This window comes from Rossellomorea aquimaris, from assembly GCF_020171925.1.
In the GTDB taxonomy this organism is placed as follows: domain Bacteria; phylum Bacillota; class Bacilli; order Bacillales; family Bacillaceae_B; genus Rossellomorea; species Rossellomorea aquimaris_F.
Genome location: NZ_JAIVAR010000007.1, coordinates 1 through 14,662, shown reverse-complemented (window position 1 = coordinate 14,662; position 14,662 = coordinate 1). Strand labels below are relative to the sequence as shown.

General features: G+C 45.9%; 10 protein-coding genes, 21 tRNA genes and 1 rRNA gene. 2 read left to right on the top strand and 30 right to left on the bottom strand.

Annotation, left to right across the window (positions count from 1 at the left end):
• Positions 1 to 88 precede the first annotated feature (88 nt).
• Together LCM10_RS17645 and LCM10_RS17640 are read left to right on the top strand one after the other, a co-directional pair.
• Positions 89 to 1,012, top strand: a complete 924-nt coding sequence (locus tag LCM10_RS17645; RefSeq protein ID WP_224877588.1) for a 1,4-dihydroxy-2-naphthoate polyprenyltransferase — start codon at positions 89 to 91, stop codon at positions 1,010 to 1,012.
• 176 nt (positions 1,013 to 1,188) lie between these two features.
• Positions 1,189 to 1,962 carry a TraR/DksA C4-type zinc finger protein gene (locus LCM10_RS17640; protein ID WP_412103418.1) on the top strand — a complete coding sequence of 258 codons (774 nt, stop codon included), beginning with the start codon at positions 1,189 to 1,191 and terminating at the stop codon, positions 1,960 to 1,962.
• 89 nt (positions 1,963 to 2,051) lie between these two features.
• On the opposite strand, the gene LCM10_RS17635 is transcribed toward LCM10_RS17640, so the two are convergent.
• The 30 genes from LCM10_RS17635 to rrf form a co-directional block, all read right to left on the bottom strand.
• Positions 2,052 to 2,423, bottom strand: coding sequence for an iron chaperone (locus tag LCM10_RS17635; RefSeq protein WP_224877586.1), 372 nt, complete (start codon positions 2,421 to 2,423; stop codon positions 2,052 to 2,054).
• 38 nt (positions 2,424 to 2,461) lie between these two features.
• A complete protein-coding gene (locus tag LCM10_RS17630; protein WP_224877585.1) occupies positions 2,462 to 3,055 on the bottom strand; it encodes a YdeI/OmpD-associated family protein in 594 nt (197 codons plus the stop codon).
• Between the two features lie 164 nt (positions 3,056 to 3,219).
• Positions 3,220 to 5,625: a glycogen/starch/alpha-glucan phosphorylase gene (locus tag LCM10_RS17625; RefSeq protein WP_224877584.1), complete on the bottom strand. Its 2,406-nt coding sequence runs from the start codon at positions 5,623 to 5,625 to the stop codon at positions 3,220 to 3,222.
• A complete protein-coding gene (glgA, locus tag LCM10_RS17620; protein WP_224877583.1) occupies positions 5,615 to 7,060 on the bottom strand; it encodes a glycogen synthase GlgA in 1,446 nt (481 codons plus the stop codon). Before glgA ends, LCM10_RS17625 begins: the two co-directional genes overlap by 11 nt.
• Positions 7,057 to 8,085, bottom strand: a complete 1,029-nt coding sequence (locus LCM10_RS17615; RefSeq protein ID WP_224877582.1) for a sugar phosphate nucleotidyltransferase — start codon at positions 8,083 to 8,085, stop codon at positions 7,057 to 7,059. Before LCM10_RS17615 ends, glgA begins: the two co-directional genes overlap by 4 nt.
• A gap of 36 nt (positions 8,086 to 8,121) precedes the next feature.
• Positions 8,122 to 9,279, bottom strand: a complete 1,158-nt coding sequence (locus tag LCM10_RS17610) for a glucose-1-phosphate adenylyltransferase (protein WP_224877581.1) — start codon at positions 9,277 to 9,279, stop codon at positions 8,122 to 8,124.
• Between the two features lies 1 nt (position 9,280).
• Positions 9,281 to 11,149, bottom strand: coding sequence for a 1,4-alpha-glucan branching enzyme (gene glgB, locus LCM10_RS17605; protein ID WP_224877726.1), 1,869 nt, complete (start codon positions 11,147 to 11,149; stop codon positions 9,281 to 9,283).
• Between the two features lie 465 nt (positions 11,150 to 11,614).
• Positions 11,615 to 11,746, bottom strand: a complete 132-nt coding sequence (locus LCM10_RS20700; RefSeq protein ID WP_263621549.1) for a hypothetical protein — start codon at positions 11,744 to 11,746, stop codon at positions 11,615 to 11,617.
• Between the two features lie 349 nt (positions 11,747 to 12,095).
• Positions 12,096 to 12,167, bottom strand: a tRNA-Glu gene (locus LCM10_RS17600).
• 4 nt (positions 12,168 to 12,171) lie between these two features.
• Positions 12,172 to 12,262: transfer RNA gene (locus LCM10_RS17595), tRNA-Ser, on the bottom strand.
• A 3-nt stretch (positions 12,263 to 12,265) separates the two neighbouring features.
• A tRNA-Asn gene (locus tag LCM10_RS17590) sits at positions 12,266 to 12,340 on the bottom strand.
• A 12-nt stretch (positions 12,341 to 12,352) separates the two neighbouring features.
• Positions 12,353 to 12,429, bottom strand: a tRNA-Ile gene (locus LCM10_RS17585).
• Between the two features lies 1 nt (position 12,430).
• Positions 12,431 to 12,504: transfer RNA gene (locus LCM10_RS17580), tRNA-Gly, on the bottom strand.
• A 7-nt stretch (positions 12,505 to 12,511) separates the two neighbouring features.
• A tRNA-His gene (locus LCM10_RS17575) sits at positions 12,512 to 12,587 on the bottom strand.
• A gap of 24 nt (positions 12,588 to 12,611) precedes the next feature.
• Positions 12,612 to 12,687: transfer RNA gene (locus tag LCM10_RS17570), tRNA-Phe, on the bottom strand.
• 160 nt (positions 12,688 to 12,847) lie between these two features.
• Positions 12,848 to 12,924: transfer RNA gene (locus tag LCM10_RS17565), tRNA-Asp, on the bottom strand.
• 106 nt (positions 12,925 to 13,030) lie between these two features.
• A tRNA-Met gene (locus LCM10_RS17560) sits at positions 13,031 to 13,104 on the bottom strand.
• A gap of 172 nt (positions 13,105 to 13,276) precedes the next feature.
• Positions 13,277 to 13,369 (bottom strand) — tRNA-Ser (locus LCM10_RS17555).
• 15 nt (positions 13,370 to 13,384) lie between these two features.
• Positions 13,385 to 13,461 (bottom strand) — tRNA-Ile (locus LCM10_RS17550).
• 4 nt (positions 13,462 to 13,465) lie between these two features.
• Positions 13,466 to 13,542: transfer RNA gene (locus LCM10_RS17545), tRNA-Met, on the bottom strand.
• A gap of 67 nt (positions 13,543 to 13,609) precedes the next feature.
• Positions 13,610 to 13,685, bottom strand: a tRNA-Ala gene (locus LCM10_RS17540).
• A gap of 8 nt (positions 13,686 to 13,693) precedes the next feature.
• Positions 13,694 to 13,770: transfer RNA gene (locus LCM10_RS17535), tRNA-Pro, on the bottom strand.
• Positions 13,771 to 13,777: 7 nt separating this feature from the next.
• A tRNA-Arg gene (locus tag LCM10_RS17530) sits at positions 13,778 to 13,854 on the bottom strand.
• A 41-nt stretch (positions 13,855 to 13,895) separates the two neighbouring features.
• Positions 13,896 to 13,984: transfer RNA gene (locus LCM10_RS17525), tRNA-Leu, on the bottom strand.
• 8 nt (positions 13,985 to 13,992) lie between these two features.
• Positions 13,993 to 14,067, bottom strand: a tRNA-Gly gene (locus LCM10_RS17520).
• Between the two features lie 3 nt (positions 14,068 to 14,070).
• A tRNA-Leu gene (locus tag LCM10_RS17515) sits at positions 14,071 to 14,155 on the bottom strand.
• Between the two features lie 39 nt (positions 14,156 to 14,194).
• Positions 14,195 to 14,270: transfer RNA gene (locus tag LCM10_RS17510), tRNA-Lys, on the bottom strand.
• 10 nt (positions 14,271 to 14,280) lie between these two features.
• A tRNA-Thr gene (locus LCM10_RS17505) sits at positions 14,281 to 14,356 on the bottom strand.
• A 104-nt stretch (positions 14,357 to 14,460) separates the two neighbouring features.
• Positions 14,461 to 14,536, bottom strand: a tRNA-Val gene (locus LCM10_RS17500).
• A 7-nt stretch (positions 14,537 to 14,543) separates the two neighbouring features.
• Positions 14,544 to 14,660 (bottom strand): 5S ribosomal RNA (rrf, locus tag LCM10_RS17495).
• Between the last annotated feature and the right edge of the window lie 2 nt (positions 14,661 to 14,662).

Here is a 14,662-nt window from a genome sequence, read left to right as displayed (position 1 = left end):
ACACTCCCCTTCCCATTACCTACACTTTAATCTGTAAAGGAATTGTAATGTTTTCAGAAAAATTCCTTCAATTTAAGGAGAGAGGTTTATGGCACAACAAATGACTAATACGATTGAAGCAGATAAAGGTTTTAAAATTTGGTGGCAGCTCACAAGGCCCCATACGTTGACTGCGGCATTCGTTCCCGTCTTGCTAGGAACTGTACTTGCCCTTCAATATTCAGATGTAAGATTCTCCATGTTTTTAGCGATGCTTGTGGCATCATTGCTCATACAGGCCGCTACCAATATGTTCAATGAGTACTACGATTATAAGCGTGGACTCGACACAGAACACTCAGTCGGGATCGGCGGTGCCATCGTCAGGAACGGAGTGAAGCCGTCAACGGTCATGGCGATTGCATTTTCCTTTTACGGAATCGCCCTTCTGTTAGGATTTTATATCGTCGCCAACAGCACATGGTGGCTGGCAGTGATCGGGCTAGTTTGTATGGCAGCGGGGTACTTCTATACGGGCGGACCCTTGCCGATTGCATACACCCCGTTCGGAGAAATTGTCGCAGGTTTGTTCATGGGTCTGATCATCATCCTGATTTCATTTTATATCCAGACAGGCATGATCACCACCGACAGCATCCTTATATCCGTCCCTGTATCCATTTTGGTCGGAATGATCCTGATGGCGAACAATATCCGCGACCTTGACGGCGATAAGGAAAACGGAAGAAAAACCGTCGCCATCTTACTCGGTCGCAAAGGAGCCATCGTGCTTCTTGGCAGCATGTTCGTCCTGACGTATGCATGGATTGCTGGATTGGTCCTATTCGGGGACATGTCCCCTTGGATTTTTGTTTCTTATCTTAGTATCCCAAAAGCGGTGAAAGCTACAAAAGGGTTTATTGGTAAATCACAGCCGCTTGAAATGATGCCTGCCATGAAGGCGACGGCACAAACCAACACGATCTTCGGTTTCCTCCTTTCGATTGGATTACTGATTGGATACTTATTTTAGCTCTGTAAGGTGAAAACCGGGTTTAGATGACCCGGTTTTTTTTTGCTTAAAAAGCAACAAGGGGAATCATCCAGGCATGCTTTTTTATGTTTTAATCATGGCAGTTTCGGATAAAGTATGATTAGACAATAAAAAAAGTCACTCGGTTCAAGGAGCCGAATGTCAAAATAAAGGATGTGAGAAGATTGCTTACAAATCAACAGCAAGAAACCTTGAAAAGAGAACTTCTTCAGCAACAGTCTCAGTTAAAGGAGCATTTACATCAAGACCTCGACAGTCTTCATCATACGAACGAACGGGATAATGCAGGGGAACTCTCCCTCTATGACAACCATCCAGCCGACATGGGCACAGAGCTATACGAACGCGAAAAAGATTTCGCAATCGACGATCATGCAAAAATTGAATTGAACAAAATAAATCGTGCCCTGCAGGCGATGCAGGAAGGAACGTATGGACAATGTAAGGAATGCGGGAAGGAGATTCCTTTTGAACGACTGGAAGTCCTGCCGACGACCCTATTCTGTACAGAGCATTCGCCAGAACAGTCCAAAGCAGGGGACCGTCCCGTTGAGGAAGACGTCCTCCAGCCGCCTATTGACAATGAATTCAGGCATCAATCCGACGGAAATGTCCGCGATTACGATGACAGTTTCCAAGAAGTGGCGCGCTACGGAACATCTGAAACCCCTTCGGACTTCGAGGGAGATTATGAAGATTATGGAGAGTTATATCAGGGTGAAGACCATTCAGAAGGATTCCCTGAGGATTATGAAAGCTTTGCCGCAACCGATATAGAGGGCTCCGATCGCAAAACGTATCCGTCCAAGAAACATGATGACTATGAGGAGATGCTTGAAGCAAATCACATGGAATCGACGATTGGGGATATCCCTTATAAAGACGGCGACAGTTACATCAATAACAATGACAAGAAGAAGAAAGACTAAGCATGAACGCCAAGGCACTGCAGTGCCTTGGCGTTCAACGTGTCAATATGAAACTGCTCACTCTTTGCCCCTTCTTCGACTGGATGCATTCACTTACGCCAAAAGGTGGTGCAATCCGCCTTGTCCATCATATTGAAATCAATCATTTTCTTCAACAATGAATAATTCACCGTACTTTTCCAAGGGATCCGGATCAACATCTTCGTATGTTCATACCCTGCTTCCACAATGCTTTCTGAAAAATGCATGATCCCTTCCCTCTCAGGAGCAACAGCCAAATGCTGTTTGGATGCGCTAAAACCGATGATAAACGTGCCATGGTGGGTGAACATCGGCTGATTCCACTTAATGACCGGTACTAAATCCGGGTATTGATTGGTGATCCAGCCCAATACCTCTTCCGTTCTTGAGTGTTGTGAAGGGTTGTCCAGCCCCTCTAGAAATTCCCTGAATACTTCCATCCAAATTCCTCCTGATCAGAATAATAGTCAGATTTCAACTAATCATTCAATCCTTTACCATCAAGGATATGCTGCTTATATTTCTCGATCCTTGATTCACGGGTTTTCGATTGCTTCGCCTTTGAGAAATATAGGATATAGGCTCGTTGACGCCCTGGCGTCAGTTTCTCGAAAGCCACTTTTAATTGGGGCATGTCCATGAACTTCTTTTGAAGCTCTTCAGGGACTGTGTATTCCTCTGTTTTCTTCAAGGGCACTTCCAATCCGGCTTTTTCCACTTCAATGGCTTCCCTGATATATTCTTTCAAGATGCTGTTCATTTCTTTTATCTCTTCGCTGTCTGTGAACCTGATTTGACGGGCAGCCTGTACATTTTCCGTTTGTTGCACCAGGATTCCATGTGGATCCTTTAGAAGGGCACCCTTGTGAAACAACAGCGCGCAGTACTCTTTAAAACCATGCATCAATACAATGTTTTTATCCTGGAATGTATAGCAAGGATGCATCCACTTCACGTCTTCTGTCAGCTCTTCGAATTCAAGGATGATCTCACGCAACGCAACGAATTCATCCTGCCACTTCTTCGTTTTTTTCAAAAGACCATCAACCTTGCGATTCTTTCTGTTTGTCATCGTTCCACACCCCTATTATCTATTCTACAGCCCCCGTAAAGTCGCTTGTTATACCATTCATTTTACCACTTCCCGATAGACTCACCTAATAAAAAAAACACTTTTCTCAGTTTAGAGAAAAGTGTTTTTCATGGCGACCATCCTAAATGAGGGCATTTTCACCTTCACCTCATCATGCTCCCCTGGCCGATCTTCCATATCTCCCTGGCGTATTCCTGAATGGTACGATCACTCGAAAAATAGCCGGAATTTGCAATATTATGCAGACACATACGGGACCAATCCGCTCTTTGCTCGTATGCTTTACCTGCTTCTTCCTGAACCTTTAAATACGAGTCGAAATCCCTCAGTACAAAGAACTGATCATTCTCGCCGAGAAGGGAATCGTAAATCGTTTCAAAATGATCATCCGCATCCGGCAGGGTATCATCTAGCAATTGATTCAGTACCTTCTTGATCCGTGGATCGTGGTGATAATACTCCATCGCGTAATATCCACCCTGCTTCTGATAGTTCATCACTTCATCGGCGGTCAAGCCGAATATAAAGATGTTCTCTTCCCCTACCTGCTCCAGGATTTCAATGTTGGCCCCATCCAATGTTCCAAGGGTAAGTGCACCATTCATCATGAATTTCATATTGCCCGTTCCCGAAGCTTCTTTACTTGCAGTTGAGATTTGCTGTGATAAGTCGGCAGCCGGGATGATTTCCTCTGCGAGGGATACACGATAATTCTCCATAAAGACGACCTTGATACGGTCCTTTACGATTGGATTGTCATTTACTAGGTCAGCGACCGAGTGAATGAGCTTGATGATTTTCTTCGCATAGAAATAACCTGGTGAAGCTTTAGCACCAAACACAAAGGTCCGTGGATGGAAGTCATAATGGGGATCCTCCAGACAGCGATTATACAGATGGAGGATGTGCAGGACATTCAGCAGCTGCCTCTTATAGGCATGCAGCCTCTTCACCTGTATATCGAAGATTGAGTTCGTATCGACCTTCATCCCGTTGCTGTCGAGGATCCGGCGGGCCAGCCGCTCCTTATTCAACTGCTTCACTTTATAGAGATCCTCAAGGAAAGAGGCATCATCCTTATACTTCCCGAGGTCCGAGAGCTTCTCTGGCTGATGGACCCACTCTGTTCCGATTGCGGAAGATATAAGATTCGACAATGGGGGATTGCTATTCAGCAGCCACCTTCTATGTGTGATCCCGTTTGTTTTACTATTGAATTTAGCTGGATAATATTGATAGAATAAGTTCATTTCCCTTTGTTTCAGTATTTCCGTATGAATCTTTGCCACACCGTTTACACTGAAGCTTCCGGCGATTGCCAGATGAGCCATCTTTACAACACCATGCGAGATGATGGCCATATCCTCGATTCGTTTCCAGTCCCCAGGATATTCTCTCCAGAGCTCTTGGCAGAATCGCTCGTTGATTTCATTCACGATCATGAAGATCCTTGGAAGGAGTGGTTGGAAGATCCGGACCGGCCACTTCTCAAGCGCTTCTGAAAGAGTCGTATGATTCGTATAGGCAAATGTTTTGATTGTCACGTCCCATGCTTCTTCCCAATCAAATTCATATTCATCCACGAGTACCCTCATGAGTTCAGGGATGGCGAGGACTGGGTGTGTATCGTTGATGTGGATCGAAACATATTCATGGAGGTCCTTCAAATCCCCAAATCTATAAATATATGAATCAATGATGGACCGGATGCTGGCAGACACCAGGAAATACTGTTGCTTGAGTCGAAGGATTTTTCCTTCATCATGGGTATCATCAGGATACAGGAATTCAGTGATCGCTTCTGTTTCCCGCTTGTATTTCATCAGATCCTTCCCCGCCTTGTATGCAGCTGGCTCTGCACTCCAGAGGCGAAGGGTATTGACAGTCGAGGTTTCATGTCCGACAACAGGCATATCGTAAGGAACTGCCGATACAAGCTCTGCATCCACGTGGCGGAACTTCATCACGCCTTTTTCACTGTACGATTCCACATGTCCCCAGAACGGGACCTCCACCGTAAGATCCGACTTCCGGACTTCCCATACGTGGCCATGCCGCAGCCACTGTTCGGGTAGCTCCATTTGGAAGCCATTGACTATTTTTTGTTCAAACAGGCCGTGTTTGTAGCGGATTCCATACCCATGCCCAGGTAAGTTCAGGGAGGCTAACGAATCAAGGAAACAGGCGGCCAGCCTCCCGAGTCCTCCATTCCCTAACCCTGCATCATGCTCGACTTCTTCGATATCTGCCAAGTCGATGCCGAGATCCTTTAGGCCTTCATCGACGACTTCATAAATCCCCAGATTCATCAAGTTCTGTCTCAGTAAACGCCCCAATAGGAACTCGATCGATAAATAATACACTTGCTTCCTTTTATTGAAACGATATTGCTCATTCGTGTGGATCCAGTTCATGCTGATGTATTCCCTGATCAGATGCCCAAGGGCGAAATACTGATCCTGGGAGGTGGACTCAGGAAACGTTTTTCCATACATCATTTCGAGCTTCTTCAAGAACATCTCTTTAAATTCGATATGATCAGAAAACATGGCTTTCACTCCTCGATACAAGGTCGGCATATAGCTGGTTGTATTTAAATGCAGATTGCGCCCAGCTATAATCCTTATTCATCGCAGTTTGTACAATATGTTTCCATGTTTCCCTATCATGATGATAGAAGTCCAGTGCCCTTCTATACGTATAGAGCATGTCATGGGCATTGAAGTTCTTGAATGAAAAGCCATTCCCTGCTTTACTTACTTCGTCATATGACTGCACCGTATCGTTCAATCCACCCGTTTCACGTACGATCGGTAACACTCCGTATCGCATCGCTATCAACTGACCAAGACCGCACGGCTCGAATTTCGAGGGCATAAGGAACAAGTCTGACGCCGCATAGATCTCTTTCGCCAGCTCTTCACTGAACCCGATCTTCACCCTCACCTTATCGGGATATTGTGACTCCATCTCGCGGAAGAATTGTTCAAACTCCCAATCACCGGTACCAAGTAAGACGAATTGGACATTTTCCTGTATCATTTCATGAAAAATACCCCTGACCAGCTCAAGCCCCTTTTGTACCGTCAAACGTGAAATGATTGAAACCATGGGGATATTTTCATTCACTTCAAGATTCAACTTCTCCTGAAGCCCTAGCTTCGTTTTCGTTTTCCCTTCAAGATTGCCGCTTCTAAACGGGATCGGTCCCTCTTCCGGATTGTATACTTCATCATCAATCCCATTTAGGATTCCCTGAAGCTGATTGGTTCGCTGCCTCAGGACTCCATGGAGCTTCTCACCATAATAAGGGGTCAGGATTTCGTCCTTATAAGTGGGACTGACGGTTGTGATGAAATCAGAGGAAAGGAGTGCTCCCTTCATAAAATTGATGTTCCCGTAGAATTCCAGATATTCCGGGTGAAAGTAATGATCTGGGATCCCCAGTAAATCCGTCATGACCCCCTTTGGAAAAATGCCCTGGAACTGCAGGTTATGAATGGTGAAGACACTTCGGATGAATTCATATCCGGGGCGGCCCTGGTATTCAGTCTTTAAGAGGAAGGGGACCATCGCCGTATGCCAATCATGGCAATGGATGACATCTGGATAAAAGTCCAATGCTTCCATTGATTCCAACACGGCCCGTGTAAAGAACGAGAACCGTTCACCATCATCGAAATAGCCGTACATTCGGTCACGATTGAAATAATACTCATTGTCCACGAAATAATATGTAACCCCATCGTGTTGAAGCTCTTCGATCCCGCAATACTGGTTTCTCCAACCGACGGAAACAAAAAACTCTTTCTTTTTTTTCATCCTGCTCAGGAATCCATGGGGAATCCCCCCATATTTCGGGAGAATCACCCTGATATCCGTCCCTAGGCTCCGTAGCTCCTTCGGTAGGGCCCCGGCAACATCCGCTAAGCCTCCTGATTTAACGAAAGGCACACATTCCGAAACTGTAAACAAAACTTTCACGAATTCATCAGCGCTCCTTGAATCATCCCTTTGCGGATGACGATCGGGTTATCGGGATCTCCTATCAGCCTGACCCCATCCTCGATCCTCACATCTTTATCCAGGATGACATTCTCTAATACACAGTTATCTCCAATTTGGCTCTTTTGCATAATGATACTACCCGAAATTGTCGTGTTTTTTCCAACCTTCACTGCCCTGAACATCGTTGAATTACGGACATTTCCTTCAATATAGCATCCGTTGGCAATGATGCTGTTCTTCACACTGGCATAGGATGTATAGCGTGTAGGTGGCTCATCCTTCACCTTCGTGTAAATCGGGGATTCTTTCTTGAATAGCTCTTTCCAGGAAGAAACATTCAATAATTTCAAGCTCGTATTGTAGTATTTATTGATGCTATCAACCGTTTCAACGAACCCGATATGCTCATACCCGCACACCTTATATCCGCTATCCATGTCCTCGACTACGTCCTTCATGCATGTATAACCTGTCTCATCACGACTCTCGATTAAGTCCCTCAAGAGAGACGTCTTGACGAGGTACATCTCAAGTGATTTCCCGTTGTGCCTGATTTCCGTGATATCACACCCAATCATCATGTGGCGCTCAAGGACAGGACGGTAATTGATATTGCAGACCGTGTAACAATTACTGATGATGGCATATTCCTGACTGCTGCGGTAGAAATAATCTAGATGATGGGCAAAGTGATTGAATGACCCTACGCCCTCATCCGTTGCATCAAGTCCAGGTGCCGGAAAGAAGAAGAGTCCATCCCGCTTTCGATTCAAGTCCCAGTTCTTGCCTGACCCAAGATGGTCCATCAGCGAACGATACTGGAACTTAGGGAAAATCGCAACCGAACCTATATCCGAATTGACCATATTTGAAAGCACGAAATCAATCAAGCGGTATCTTCCTCCGATTGGAAGGGCAGCAAGGGACCGATGTAAGAGCAGATCCTCTAAAGATTGATAATAACCGGTGGCATCAATAACTCCTAGAATTGTATTTTTCACGATCATTCCTCCTCTAAAGTTGTCCGTTAAAAATCATTACACTTCTTCTTGTTCAAGCAATGTTTCAATGAACGCCTCCGTCACAAGGATCACTTCATCAGATCCTTCTTCCGGCATGATGCAGACCCCGCTTGGCACTTTGACATTCGTCGGCACAATCGCCTGTTCGATGTAGGCATTTTCCCCGATTATTGCATCGGGCATGATGACCGACCTTGTAACATGTGCTCCCTTTTTCACCGTCGTCCCTTGGAATAACACTGATTTTGTGATTGTGCCTTCAATCGTGCATCCTTCATTAACAAGGGACCCTTCGACCAATGCATCCTCTGAGATGTATTGAGGCGGCTCATTCGGATTAACCGAATACACTCTCCAATCATGATCAAATAGATTCAACTCGTTATTTTCATCAATAAGATCCATGTTTGCTTCCCATAAGCTTTTGACTGTTCCTACATCCTTCCAATATCCCTTGAATGGATACGCCATCAACTTCTTCTTTTCATCAAGCAAAAGTGGAATCACATCTTTTCCAAAATCATGGCTGGAATGTGGATTGCGTTCATCCATTTCCAGATAATCCTTCAAGATGGACCAGTTAAAGATATAAATCCCCATCGAGGCAAGGTTGCTCTTAGGGTAAGCCGGCTTCTCTTCGAACTCAGTGATCCTCATCTCTTCATTCGTATTCATCAAACCGAAACGGCTTGCTTCGGCCCAATCCACTTCGATGACCGATATTGACACATCCGCTTTCTTCTCAATATGATAGTCAAGCATTTTACTATAATCCATCTTGTAAATATGATCTCCTGATAATATCAAGACATATTCGGGATCATACTGTTCCAGGTAATTCATATTTTGATAGATGGCGCTTGCTGTCCCTGTATACCAACGCATTTCTGATGATTCTGCATATGGGGGAAGAACGGTCACACCGCCATTCCTCCTATCGAGATCCCACGCACTCCCGATCCCGATATACGAATTCAGGACAAGTGGCTGATACTGCGTCAGCACCCCCACAGTGTCAATCCCGGAGTTTGTGCAGTTGCTCAGTGTAAAATCAATGATGCGGTACTTCCCTCCAAATGGTACGGCAGGCTTCGCCAGGTTCTTGGTTAACGAACTTAATCTGCTCCCCTTACCGCCTGCTAATAACATTGCCACACATCTTCCTTTTGCCATTCTAGACTCCCCTTTCATTTCCTGGTTTCAAATAAACCGCCGCATATGGCGGGATGGTCATCTTAATATATCCATCCTTCCCGTGGTAAGCCTCAGCATGCACTGATAACGGTAAAGGATTCACCTGATGAGAGCCCCCATATTTCTCATCATCGCTGTTCCAAATTTCTTCATAGAAGCTTGCACGGGGTACACCGATTTTGTACTCGTGGTAGACTTGGGGACTGAAATTACAGATGACAACAAGCGATTCGTCGTTCTTTCCCTTTCTAATGAAAGAGAAGATTTGCTGATTGGCATTGTTCACATCAATCCATTCGAAGCCATCCGAACGGTGGTCAAGTTCATATAATGCTTCAGCACCTTTATATAAATGCAAAAGATCCTTGAAATATGAATTGAATTTGTGATGGAATTCGTAACCTGTTAAGTGCCAATCCAACTCTTCAAGGTCCTTCCACTCTGAAAACGGAGCCAGTTCGCTTCCCATGAAAAGAAGCTTCTTCCCAGGATGAGCCATCATATACGATAGAAGCAGCCGGTACTGCGCAAATTTCTGCCAGTAATCACCCGGCATTTTATTCAATAAAGATTTCTTCCCATGTACGACCTCATCGTGTGAAAAAGGCAGAACGTAATTCTCGGAGAAGGCATACAACAGGGAAAATGTCATCAGGGAGTGAACATCTTTCCTTTCATGATGTGGCGTCTCCATATAATCGAGCACATCATTCATCCACCCCATATTCCACTTATAATTGAATCCAAGCCCTCCATAATGAACCGGAGAGGTCACTTGCGGCCAGTCAGTCGAATCCTCCGCGATCATCAGAATGGAAGAATCGTATTCAAATACCGCCTGGTTCAGCTTTTTCAAGAATTCGATTGCGCCCTCATTCGGCGACTGCTCACCTTGATTCGCCCAGTAAATGATATTGGCGACGGCATCAATCCGGAATCCATCTATATGATAGACTTCCATCCAAAAACGGGCATTCGAGATCAGGAAACTCCTTACTTCCCCTTTGCCCAAATCGAAATTCGCCGTTCCCCATGTATAGTTCTCACGGTCACGTTCTTCCCCGTATTCATATGCAAAGGATCCATCGAACTCATACAAGCCATGAGCATCTTTACAGAAATGTCCGGGAACCCAGTCCAGGATCACCCCTATATCGTGTCGATGGCATTCGTTGATGAAAGCCATCAGGTCATGAGGTTCCCCGTACCTGCTTGTCGGTGCATAGTAGCCGGTACTCTGATACCCCCAGGACCGGTCAAAAGGATGCTCTGTGATCGGCAAGAGCTCAATATGGGTGAAACCATGTTCCTTCACATAGGGGATCATTTCTTCAGCAAGCTCTGTATAGGATAGAAACTTGCCTTTCTTCTTTTTCCATGTTCCCAAGTGCACTTCATAAATGGACAATGGCTGATCATATACCGTCGACTCCGACCTCTTCTGCAGCCACTCTTCGTCGCTCCACCTGAATCCTCCAAGGTCATACACGATACTTGCTGTCTGAGGACGCTTCTCCGTTGCGAATCCATATGGATCTGCCTTCAGCTTCCTCTCTCCGGATAATGACGTTATTTCATATTTATACGTCTCACCCGTCAAATCACGGTTCACCTGGATGACCCATAGGCCTTCCTGGTTCCATCTTTCGAGTTCGAACCCTGAACTCTTCCATTCATTGAATGAGCCTACAAGAGAAACACTTCTCGCATTAGGAGCCCAAACGCAAAATTCTGTATAGGTGCCACGGGGATTTCTCCTCACATGAGCACCCATAAACTGATACGCTTGCTGTAAATTTCCCTCATGAAATAAAAAAACATCATAATCAGATAACATCATTGCGTTCATCACTTCACCTACATTTTTCAATCTATTAACTACTTTCTGCCACTTATGAAAAATCCCTTTTTATATTCATCGCTCTAATCCGACATAATCCTACACCAATCCGAAAGAAAACGATTTCATTGTTATATACAGGAAAATGATAGGGGTTACACGGACGGATATTGCTGAATTATGTCGAAAATTATTTAAGAGAGAAAAATGGACAAAAAAGAAGGATTCCGTTATACAGTACGGAAACAAGGAGAAAAGTACCAACCACCCATCACAGATAGCTACCTGATAAAAATGTAGAAACATGCAAAAAAAGGTACGTCCCTCATCGCGTTAACGCGATGAGGGACGTACCTTAGAAAATGAAGACAAGAAAGGAGAGTGTCCCCGCTCTCCTTTCTTCTGTTTACTTCTTCAATGCTTCATACTGACGAACGACTTCTTCTGTGATCGGGCTCGTTTCATCCAGGCTACCTACATTTTTGAGCACGAAAGGCCTTCGTTATCTTTGATCATATTCTGAAGCTCGACTGCTTCCTGATCTACAGGATGAATGAACATCAGGGAGGCAGCAATGGTTTTGGCGAGGTACGAATGGATAAGCACGCTTTTCGAGCTTCTGTGTTCGTGAGGAACAGTCCGTCATCCGGACCCAGCTTACGCATTGGCGACCCCATCATTCAACTATGCATTCTTGAACCGCTCGAAGTTTTTATCGATATAGAAGAGGTGCCCGCTCTCATACAGCCTTTATTGCTTCACCTTGTAAGCACCGGTTTCTTTCAGTGTCCTCTAGTCACATACCAATAACTATTTCGAGGTATCCCGCCACATTCAAAAAAAACGCCCTATGCACGTTCATAGGACGTTTCAAGTAGTTTAAGAAAATAGGCTAATTACGGTCGAGGAAAAACAAAAAAATAAAAAAGACTATCTGAACGATAGTCTTCATGAATGACCCGTACGGGATTCGAACCCGTGTTACCGCCGTGAAAGGGCGGTGTCTTAACCGCTTGACCAACGGGCCTTACTGGCGGAGAAGGAGGGATTTGAACCCTCGCGCCGGTTGCCCGACCTACACCCTTAGCAGGGGCGCCTCTTCAGCCACTTGAGTACTTCTCCATTTGGCTCCGCAGGCAAGATTCGAACTTGCGACCGATCGGTTAACAGCCGATAGCTCTACCACTGAGCTACTGCGGAATAATATTAAGATGGTGGGCCTAAGTGGACTCGAACCACCGACCTCACGCTTATCAGGCGTGCGCTCTAACCAGCTGAGCTATAGGCCCATGGAGCGGGTGATGGGAATCGAACCCACGACATCAGCTTGGAAGGCTGAGGTTTTACCATTAAACTACACCCGCATATATATGGGGCGACTGATGGGAATCGAACCCACGAATGCCGGAACCACAATCCGGTGCGTTAACCACTTCGCCACAATCGCCATGTATATGATAAGAATAAAAAATGGTGGCTCAGGACGGAATCGAACCGCCGACACATGGATTTTCAGTCCATTGCTCTACCAACTGAGCTACTGAGCCATCATATGTAAACTTCCTAAACATAGAGTGTGAAAGTCCATCGTCCAGCTTTCAGAAAGACTATTCAAGATGCTGCTCAAGCTGTACGCTGATGCATAATCGATGAAGCTTATTCACCGTGCTCTACCAACTGAGCTACTGAGCCACACTATGTAATTAGTGGCGGTCTGGACGGGACTCGAACCCGCGACCTCCTGCGTGACAGGCAGGCATTCTAACCAACTGAACTACCAGACCAAAGTTTTTTGCGTTAGCAAAAGAACTAACCTTGCGCCAGCAAAATATCTTACATTAAATCATTTCAGTGAAATAATGTTATTATCTTGCTTTAACAAAAAAGGTATTGCGGGGACAGGATTTGAACCTGCGACCTTCGGGTTATGAGCCCGACGAGCTACCGAACTGCTCCACCCCGCGACGATAAAAAATGTTTATTGGTGTTGTGATTTTACGGAAAAAGATCCGTTATAACCACCCCGACTTCAGTCAGCTTACTCATGATACTACTCAGTCGGTGCGCTGAAGTGCGAGCTCCGAAGATTATTCGGTCGTGCTCCACCCCGCGACGATAATAAGGGTAAAAATAAGATGGCGGAGGAAGAGGGATTCGAACCCCCGCGGGCTTTAACACCCCTGTCGGTTTTCAAGACCGATCCCTTCAGCCGGACTTGGGTATTCCTCCGTGTTCAAATGTAAATGGTGGACCTTGTAGGACTCGAACCTACGACCGGACGGTTATGAGCCGTCTGCTCTAACCAACTGAGCTAAAGGTCCGAATTGGTAGCGGCGGAGGGGATCGAACCCCCGACCTCACGGGTATGAACCGTACGCTCTAGCCAGCTGAGCTACACCGCCAAGAAACATTTTATAACTATTTTGTTTTCAAGACTTTTTCAATCTACTAACGTTTCATGAAAAATCTTGGTGGAGCCTAGCGGGATCGAACCGCTGACCTCCTGCGTGCAAAGCAGGCGCTCTCCCAGCTGAGCTAAGGCCCCATCTTAGGTGGTCGGGAAGACAGGATTCGAACCTGCGACCCCTTGGTCCCAAACCAAGTGCTCTACCAAGCTGAGCTACTTCCCGATGAAGATGGCGCGCCCGAGAGGAGTCGAACCCCTAACCTTTTGATCCGTAGTCAAACGCTCTATCCAATTGAGCTACGGGCGCAACTATTTATTTAGCACAATTAATTCTCTTGAAGAACTAACTGGTGCCGAGGACCGGAATCGAACCGGTACGGTAGTCACCTACCGCAGGATTTTAAGTCCTGTGCGTCTGCCAGTTCCGCCACCCCGGCAAAATCTTTGGAGCGGAAGACGGGATTCGAACCCGCGACCCCCACCTTGGCAAGGTGGTGTTCTACCACTGAACTACTTCCGCATATGGTGCGGGTGAAGGGACTTGAACCCCCACGCCTTGCGGCGCCAGATCCTAAGTCTGGTGCGTCTGCCAATTCCGCCACACCCGCATGAATGAATAATTGAAATTTGCCTTTTGCAAAAATCAATGGTGAGCCATGAAGGACTCGAACCTTCGACCCTCTGATTAAAAGTCAGATGCTCTACCAACTGAGCTAATGGCTCAAAACCGAAGTGGTGCCGGCAAGAGGACTTGAACCCCCAACCTACTGATTACAAGTCAGTTGCTCTACCAGTTGAGCTACACCGGCGTGTTAAGTTGTTTTGTGTACTCGTACAATATACTCATGATTGAATACATTGTAGGGATTAAGGAAGGATATTTTTACTCCGCTGTCGCTTCGTAAAAAATCCATGGTGGAGGATGACGGGATCGAACCGCCGACCCTCTGCTTGTAAGGCAGATGCTCTCCCAGCTGAGCTAATCCTCCATATAAAGCCTGGCGACGTCCTACTCTCACAGGGGGAGAGCCCCCAACTACCATCGGCGCTGAAGAGCTTAACTTCCGTGTTCGGCATGGGAACGGGTGTGACCTCTTCGCCATTGTCACCAGACA